9 protein-coding genes are annotated in these 6,955 nt (G+C 67.7%); 8 read left to right on the top strand and 1 reads right to left on the bottom strand.

Annotation, left to right across the window (positions count from 1 at the left end):
• The 5 genes from RDU12_RS08100 to RDU12_RS08080 form a co-directional block, all read left to right on the top strand.
• Positions 1 to 410 (top strand): peptidoglycan DD-metalloendopeptidase family protein (locus RDU12_RS08100; protein WP_308684416.1); only part of this gene is annotated, 410 nt, incomplete at its 5' end.
• Positions 411 to 521: 111 nt separating this feature from the next.
• Positions 522 to 848, top strand: a complete 327-nt coding sequence (yajC, locus tag RDU12_RS08095; protein ID WP_300292336.1) for a preprotein translocase subunit YajC — start codon at positions 522 to 524, stop codon at positions 846 to 848.
• 32 nt (positions 849 to 880) lie between these two features.
• A complete protein-coding gene (gene secD, locus RDU12_RS08090) occupies positions 881 to 2,467 on the top strand; it encodes a protein translocase subunit SecD (RefSeq protein WP_300292338.1) in 1,587 nt (528 codons plus the stop codon).
• Complete coding sequence (gene secF / locus RDU12_RS08085) at positions 2,467 to 3,456, top strand: protein translocase subunit SecF (protein ID WP_300292340.1); 990 nt, start codon at positions 2,467 to 2,469, stop codon at positions 3,454 to 3,456. The genes secD and secF overlap by 1 nt, the downstream gene beginning before the upstream one ends.
• A 160-nt stretch (positions 3,457 to 3,616) precedes the next feature.
• Positions 3,617 to 4,780: an acyl-CoA dehydrogenase family protein gene (locus tag RDU12_RS08080; protein WP_300292977.1), complete on the top strand. Its 1,164-nt coding sequence runs from the start codon at positions 3,617 to 3,619 to the stop codon at positions 4,778 to 4,780.
• A gap of 102 nt (positions 4,781 to 4,882) precedes the next feature.
• On the opposite strand, the gene RDU12_RS08075 is transcribed toward RDU12_RS08080, so the two are convergent.
• On the bottom strand, positions 4,883 to 5,185 hold the full coding sequence (locus tag RDU12_RS08075) for a GIY-YIG nuclease family protein (RefSeq protein WP_300292979.1): 303 nt from the start codon (positions 5,183 to 5,185) through the stop codon (positions 4,883 to 4,885).
• A 116-nt stretch (positions 5,186 to 5,301) separates the two neighbouring features.
• On the opposite strand from RDU12_RS08075, the gene RDU12_RS08070 reads away from it, so the two are divergent.
• From RDU12_RS08070 to RDU12_RS08060, 3 genes are all read left to right on the top strand, one after another.
• Positions 5,302 to 6,021 carry a 16S rRNA (uracil(1498)-N(3))-methyltransferase gene (locus RDU12_RS08070; RefSeq protein WP_308684415.1) on the top strand — a complete coding sequence of 240 codons (720 nt, stop codon included), beginning with the start codon at positions 5,302 to 5,304 and terminating at the stop codon, positions 6,019 to 6,021.
• A 31-nt stretch (positions 6,022 to 6,052) separates the two neighbouring features.
• Positions 6,053 to 6,511, top strand: a complete 459-nt coding sequence (locus RDU12_RS08065; RefSeq protein WP_300292479.1) for an ion channel — start codon at positions 6,053 to 6,055, stop codon at positions 6,509 to 6,511.
• A gap of 67 nt (positions 6,512 to 6,578) precedes the next feature.
• Positions 6,579 to 6,955 (top strand): glutamate-cysteine ligase family protein (locus RDU12_RS08060; RefSeq protein ID WP_308684414.1); only part of this gene is annotated, 377 nt, incomplete at its 3' end.

Below are 6,955 nucleotides of genomic sequence, written 5' to 3'. Positions count from 1 at the left end.
CGGTCGGCGAGCCCGCGGCCGCCGGGACGCTGGACTGGCCGGTGCGGGGCGACATCCTGCGCCGCTTCGGACCGGTGGGCATGGGCGAGCGCAACAACGGCATCAACATCGGCGCGGCCGAGGGGACCGAGGTCCGGGCCTCGGCGGCGGGCCGGGTCGGCTATGTCGGCGACGACCTGGCGGGGCAGGGGCTGACGGTGCTGATCGTGCACCGCGAAGGCTGGCGCTCGGTCTACGGCCATCTCGGAACGGCCACTGTGCGCGACGGCGACGACGTGCAGGCCGGGCAGGTGATCGGGACGGTCGGAACGACCGCCGGCGACGGACGGCCCTCGATCCATTTCGAGACCTGGCGCATGCGCGGCGACGAGCCGACGGCGATCGACCCGCTGAGCGTGTTGCCGCGCTGACGCAAACGACGGGTTCCAGCCAAGCGCCGCGTTGCAATGTGAGGCGGCGCGCCCTAGGTTCCGCGCCTCATTTTCAAGGGCGCCGCGGGGCCCGTTGCCAGAGATTCATCGATGACCACGACTGACGGCGGCCTGATGGCCATGTTGATCCAGTTCGCCCCGATCATCCTGATCGGCGTGATGGGCTATCTGCTGCTCGTCCGCCCGCAGATGAAGCAGGCCAAGGCCCACCGCGAGATGATCTCGGCGCTGAAGCGCAACGACACGGTGGTGCTGTCCAACGGCATGATCGGCAAGGTCACCCGGGTCGAGAACGAAGAGGCCATGGTCGAGGTCGCCCAGGGCGTCAACGTCCGCGTGGTCAAGGCGATGATCACCCAGGTGCGCGACCGCACCGGCGTGGCCGCCAACGACACCAAGCAAGTCACCAAGGCCTGATCTCGCCGCTCTGAAAGGTCGGGGAAGCCCGCATGATCCATCTGTCGCGCTGGAAGGTCATCCTTCTCGCCCTGTCCTTCGCCTTCGGGTTGCTGTTCGCCTACCCGAACCTGCTGACGGCCGAGCAGAAGACGGCGCTGCCGGGCTGGCTGCCCAAGAGCGGCGTGAACCTCGGGCTCGACCTGCAGGGCGGGTCCTACCTGCTGCTGGAAGTCGATGTGCCGGCGATGCGCGAGGCCCGGCTGAACAACCTCGGCGAGGACGCGCGGACGGTGCTGGGCGAGGCGGGGATCGACATCTCCGGCGTCGTGCGGGACGGCGCGGGCGTGGTGGTGACGCTGGCCGAGCCGGCGACGATGGACCAGTCGCTGGAGGTGATGCGGACGCTGATCACCGGCGCCGGCACGATCGCCGACCGGACGGTGCAGCGCCAGGGCGAGGACCGCATTCGCTACGCCTACACCCAGGCGGCGATGGATTCGATGGCGTCCGACGCCGTCAGCCAGTCGATCGAGGTGGTGCGCCGCCGGATCGACAGCCTCGGCACCCGCGAACCCTCGATCACCCGCCAGGGCGCCGACCGGATCGTCATCCAGGCGCCGGGCGAGAGCGATCCGGCCGCGCTGGAGCGGATCATCGGCCAGACGGCGCAGCTGACCTTCCAGATGGTCGACATCGAGAATTCCATCGAGGAGGCCCTGGCCGGCTTCCCGCCGCCGGACTCCGAGGTCGTCCCGGACGCGACCGGCATGCCCTATCTGGTCAAGAAGCGGGTGCTGGTCTCGGGCGAGAACCTGACCCGGGCCGAGGTCACGACGGACCAGAACAACCAGACCGCCATCGGCTTCCGCTTCGACGGCGCCGGGGCCCGCCGCTTCGGCGAGGCGACCGCGGCCAACATCGGCAAGCCCTTCGCCATCATCCTGGACGGGGTGGTCATCTCGGCCCCGCGGATCAACAGCGCCATCACCGGCGGTTCCGGCATCATCGAGGGCAGCTTCTCGATCCAGGAAGCCGCCGAGATGGTCAACCTGCTCAACGGCGGCGCGCTGCCGGCGCCGCTGAAGGTCGAGGAACGCCGAACGGTGACCGCCGAGCTGGGCGCCGACGCTGTGGCCGCGGGCGCCCTGTCGACCGCCATCGGCTTCATCATCATCCTCGTCTTCATGCTGCTGTCCTACGGCTTCCTGTTCGGCGGCATCTCGATCATCGGCCTGCTGCTGAACGGCCTGCTGATCATCGCCGCCATGTCGATGACCGGCGCGGCCCTGACCCTGCCCGGCATCGCCGGCCTGGTGCTGACCTTCGCCGTGGCCGTGGACGCCAATGTGCTGATCTACGAGCGGATGCGTGACGAGGCGAGGGCTGGACGGTCCGTCATCGCCTCGCTGGACGCCGGCTTCAACAAGGCCATGGGCACCATCATCGACGCCAACCTGACGACCCTGGTCGCGGCGCTGATCATGTTCATCTTCGGGGCCGGCCCGGTGCGCGGCTTCGCCTGGACGCTGACCATCGGCGTCTTCACCTCGATGCTGTCGGCCGTGCTGGTCGCACAGGTCGCCCTGGCGTGGTGGCTGAAGGTCGCCAAGCCCAAAAAACTGCCGATCGCGGAGTGATGGCGATGCGTGGATGGCCCTTCATCAAACTGCTGCCGGTTCGCACGAACCTGCAGTTCGTCAAATTCTCCAAGGCGTTCGGAGTCCTCTCGGCGGTGCTGGTGATCGCCTCGATCGTCGGGTGCTTCTATCCCGGCCTGAACATGGGCATCGACTTCCGCGGCGGGGCCTCGATGGAGGTGTCCAAGCCGGCCGGGCAGGTCGTGGCGCTGGATGAACTGCGCGCGGCGGTGGGAGACCTCGGTCTCGGCGACGTCGGGGTGCAGGGCATCGCCCGGCGCGGAACCGACGTGAACGACGGCTCGACGGCCATCGTCCGGTTCCAGATACCCGAGGGGCGGGACCAGACCCAGGTCGTGCGGCAGGTCGAGGCCGCCATCACCGGCGCGGTCGGCGAGGTGACCTATTCGGACGTGGCCGTGGTGGGGTCGAAGGTCTCCACCGAGCTGTTCACCTCGGGCATGCTGGCGCTCGGAATGGCCGTGGTGCTGATGTTCGCCTACATCTGGTTCCGCTTCGAGCCGCAGTTCGGCTTCGGCGCGATCGCCGGCCTGGTCCACGACGTGATCCTGGTGTTCGGGCTGATCGTGGTGATGCGGCTCGAGTTCAGCCTCAACATGGTCGCCGCCATCCTGACCGTCATCGGCTATTCGATGAACGACACCGTCGTGGTGTTCGACCGCCTTCGCGAGAACCTGCGCAAATACAAGCAGATGCCTCTGCGCGAGGTGATCGACCTGTCGATCAACGAGACCCTCTCGCGGACCATCATCACCGGGGTCACGGCGATCATGGTGCTGGCGGCGCTGGCGGTGTTCGGCGGCGAGGCGCTGTTCGGCTTCTCGATCGCCCTGATGGCCGGCATCATCATCGGCACCTATTCGTCGATCTATGTGGCCGCGCCGATCATCCTGCTGTGGGGCGTCAAGCGCGGCGGCGCCGCCGACGACGCCACCCCGATCAAGCTGGGCATGGCGAGCCGGCCGTAGGTGACTTTCTCCCTCCCCGTCCCGGGGAGGGATGTCGCCGCAACGCGGCGACAGGGTGGGAGCGCCGCCCATGGGCCGGGCGCGCTTCCCTGAGCCGTCCCCACCCGGTCGCTTCGCGACCACCCTCCCCGGGACGGGGAGGGAGAAGGCGAGTGTCACCATGAACGTCCTCAACGTCCCCGAACCGGCCTTCATGCAGGAGGAGGAGATCACCCTCTTCGCCGACTCCGTCGGCAAATGGATCGACGAACACGCCTCGCCCGAGGCGGTGCAGTCTTGGCTGGCCAACTCCAGCGTGCCGCGCGAGCTTTGGAATGCGTCGGGCGAGGCCGGCCTGCTGGGTCTGTCGATGCCCGAGGACGACGGCGGCATGGGCGGGGACTACCGGCACGAGGTGGTGCTGATGCGCCAGCTGGGCTGGAAGGGGGCGGATCACTTCGGCATCTCGCTGCACAATGCGATCGTCATGCCCTACATCTGGCATTACGGCACCGCCGAGCAGAAGGCGCGCTGGCTGCCGCGGCTGCAGTCGGGCGAACTGGTCGGCGCCATCGCCATGACCGAGCCCGGCGCGGGGTCCGATCTGCAGGGGGTCAAGACCACCGCCATCAAGACCGGGAACCAGTATGTGGTGAACGGGTCCAAGACCTTCATCACCAACGGCCAGCTGGCCAATTTCATCATCGTCGTGGCCAAGACCGACCCGTCGGAAGGCGCCAAGGGCACCAGCTTGATCGTGGTCGAGACCGACGGCGCGGAGGGCTTCGAACGCGGCCGGAACCTGCACAAGATCGGCATGGAGGGGAACGACACCTCCGAGCTGTTCTTCAACGACGTGAAGGTCCCGGGCGAGAACATCATCGGCGGCGGCGAGGGCCAGGGCTTCATCCAGCTGATGCAGCAGCTGCCGCAGGAGCGGCTCAACATCGCCGTCCAGGGCGTGGCGGCGGCCGAGCGCGGGCTTCAGGAGACCCTGGCCTACGTCAAGGACCGCAAGGCGTTCGGGAAACGGATCATCGACTTCCAGAACACCCAGTTCAAACTGGCCGAGGTGAAGACCAAGCTGACGGTGGCCAAGGTCTTCGTCGACCACTGCCTGGGCCTGCATCTGCAGGGCAAACTGGACGCGGCCACCGCCTCGATGGCCAAATACTGGGTCACCGACATCCAGGGCGAGGTCATCGACGAGATGCTGCAGCTGCACGGCGGCTACGGCTACATGAACGAATATCCGATCGCCCAGCTGTACAAGGACGCCCGGGTGCAGCGGATCTACGGCGGGACGAATGAGATCATGAAGCTGCTGATCGCGCGGACGCTTTAGGGCGAAGGCTGGGATCCTTGTCATCCCGGACGCCGCGCAGCGGCGATCCGGGACGGGTGGAAGATGTACGTCGCCGGCCCGGTCGGCTTCGCCGAACCGGGCCTAGGAACCCCGCGCGCACAACTCTCCGTACAGATCGCCCCAGTGCGGATTCCCTTCCTCGATCAGGGCGAACTTCCAGGTTCTTAGCCAGCGCTTGATCCCCTTCTCGCGGAGGATCGCCTGATCGATGTACTGGTGGGTCTCGTACCAGACCAGGCGATCAATGCCGCGCTGGGCGGTATAGCCGGGGATCAGACCCTGCTTGTGCTCCGCCACCCGTCGGATCAGGTCGTTGGTGACGCCAACGTACAGCCAGCCGCACGGGCCGCTCGCGAGCAAATAGACATAGAAGCGCTTTGCCACGTGCCCTTCTCCCGGCTCGACCCTACGGGCCGTCCGGGAGAGATCGAGATTATACAACCCCAGCACGTCCCGGATCTCGCTTCGCTCGTCCGGGATGACAAGCTAAGAACGGCCCCATGATCCGCCTCCACGTCCCCGCCCCCCTCGCCCCCGAGGCCGCCGTCCTGCCGACGCTGGACCAGTCGCGCTATCTGACCCAGGTGATGCGGCTGAAGATCGGCGACTCCCTGCTGGTCTTCAACGGCGTCGACGGCGAGTGGCGCTGCGTCATCACCGAGGTGCTGAAGAAGGGCGTGGTGCTGCGGGCCGAACAACAGGTCCGGCCGCAGGCGACCGGTCCCGATGTCGAACTGCTGATCAGCGTGGTGAAGAAGAGCGCGCTGGAGTTCGCCGTCGAGAAGGCGACCGAACTGGGCGTGCGGCGCATCCGGCTGGTGGTCACCCACCGGACCCAGGTCCAGCATGTGCGGATGGACCGGCTGGACGCCATCGCCATCGAGGCGGCGGAACAGACCGGGCGGCTCGACGTGCCGATGATCGACGAGCCGGTGAAGCTGGCCGAGCTGCTGGACGGCTGGGAGGCCGGGCGACGGCTGATGTTCTGCGACGAGACCGGCGGGGCGCCGGCGATGGGGGCGCTGGCGGAGGCCGGCGGAGACCCCTGGGCCGTGCTGATCGGCCCCGAGGGCGGGTTCTCGCCGGAGGAGCGCGAGCGGCTGCGGGTCCTGCCCTTCACCACCGCCGTCTCGCTGGGGCCGCGCATCCTGCGGGCCGACACCGCCGCCACCGCCGCCCTGACCCTGTGGCAGGCGGCGGTCGGCGACTGGGACCGCTAGCGGGACCGGCGGCTTCGGGGCAGGATGCGGCATGTTCAACGAACTGGCCCTGTCGACGGTGATGGCCCTGCTGGCCGTCAGCATCCACGGCTTCGGCCTGCTCAGCCTCGGGCGCGGCCTGGAAATGTACGAAATCCGGGCGAACCGGTCCTATGTCGAGGGGCCGCTGTGGCGGCACGCGCTGCTGACCATCGTCGTGGTCCTCGGCCTGTTCGTCCTCCATGGGGCGGAGATCTGGATGTACGCCGCCCTCTACAAAACGATCGGCGCCGTGCCCGACATGCGCGAGGCGGTCTATTTCTCCAGCATCAGCTATGGCTCGATCGGCTATGACGATTCGCTGATGGCGCCGCAGTGGCGGCTGCTGGGCGCGATCGAGGGCGTGGCGGGGGCGATCCTGCTGGGATGGTCGATCGCCTTCTTCGTCAGCGTCATGACCCCGTTCACGGCCCGCAGGAAACACGGCCTGATCCATCGCGACGACCCTTGAGGAACGCGACGTTCCGCCCCATCTAGCCGCCACGACAGCCTTCGGGCTCTGGGGCTGAAAGAACCGCATGGCCGACGCCGAACCGCTCACCCGCGAAGACCTGATCGGCGCGATGTCGAAGGGGTCCAAACCCAAGGATCAGTGGCGCATCGGCGCCGAGCACGAGAAATTCGGCTTCGACATGTCGACGCTGCGGCGTCCGGCCTATGACGGGCCGAACGGCATCAAGGCCATGCTGGAGGGCCTGACCCGGTTCGGCTGGCGCGAGGTGCGCGAAGGCGGTTTCGTCATCGCCCTGGAGCGCGAGAACGCCGAGGGCTTCACCGCCTCGATCAGCCTCGAGCCCGGGGGCCAGTTCGAGCTGTCCGGCGCGCCGCTGAAGGACATCCACGACACCTGCCGCGAATCGAACAAGCATCTCGCCGACGTTCGCCAGGTGGCCAA

It is taken from the genome of Brevundimonas sp. (genome assembly GCF_031082345.1).
GTDB lineage: Bacteria > Pseudomonadota > Alphaproteobacteria > Caulobacterales > Caulobacteraceae > Brevundimonas.
This window is presented reverse-complemented; position numbering and strand designations above follow the sequence as displayed.

What these genes read in the sequence shown, in the direction of transcription:
- yajC (WP_300292336.1), top strand. Translation starts at nt 522, where the DNA reads ATGACCACGACTGACGGCGGCCTGATGGCCATGTTGATCCAGTTCGCC.
- secD (WP_300292338.1), top strand. Translation starts at nt 881, where the DNA reads ATGATCCATCTGTCGCGCTGGAAGGTCATCCTTCTCGCCCTGTCCTTC.
- secF (WP_300292340.1), top strand. Translation starts at nt 2,467, where the DNA reads ATGGCGATGCGTGGATGGCCCTTCATCAAACTGCTGCCGGTTCGCACG.
- RDU12_RS08080 (WP_300292977.1), top strand. Translation starts at nt 3,617, where the DNA reads ATGAACGTCCTCAACGTCCCCGAACCGGCCTTCATGCAGGAGGAGGAG.
- RDU12_RS08070 (WP_308684415.1), top strand. Translation starts at nt 5,302, where the DNA reads ATGATCCGCCTCCACGTCCCCGCCCCCCTCGCCCCCGAGGCCGCCGTC.
- RDU12_RS08065 (WP_300292479.1), top strand. Translation starts at nt 6,053, where the DNA reads ATGTTCAACGAACTGGCCCTGTCGACGGTGATGGCCCTGCTGGCCGTC.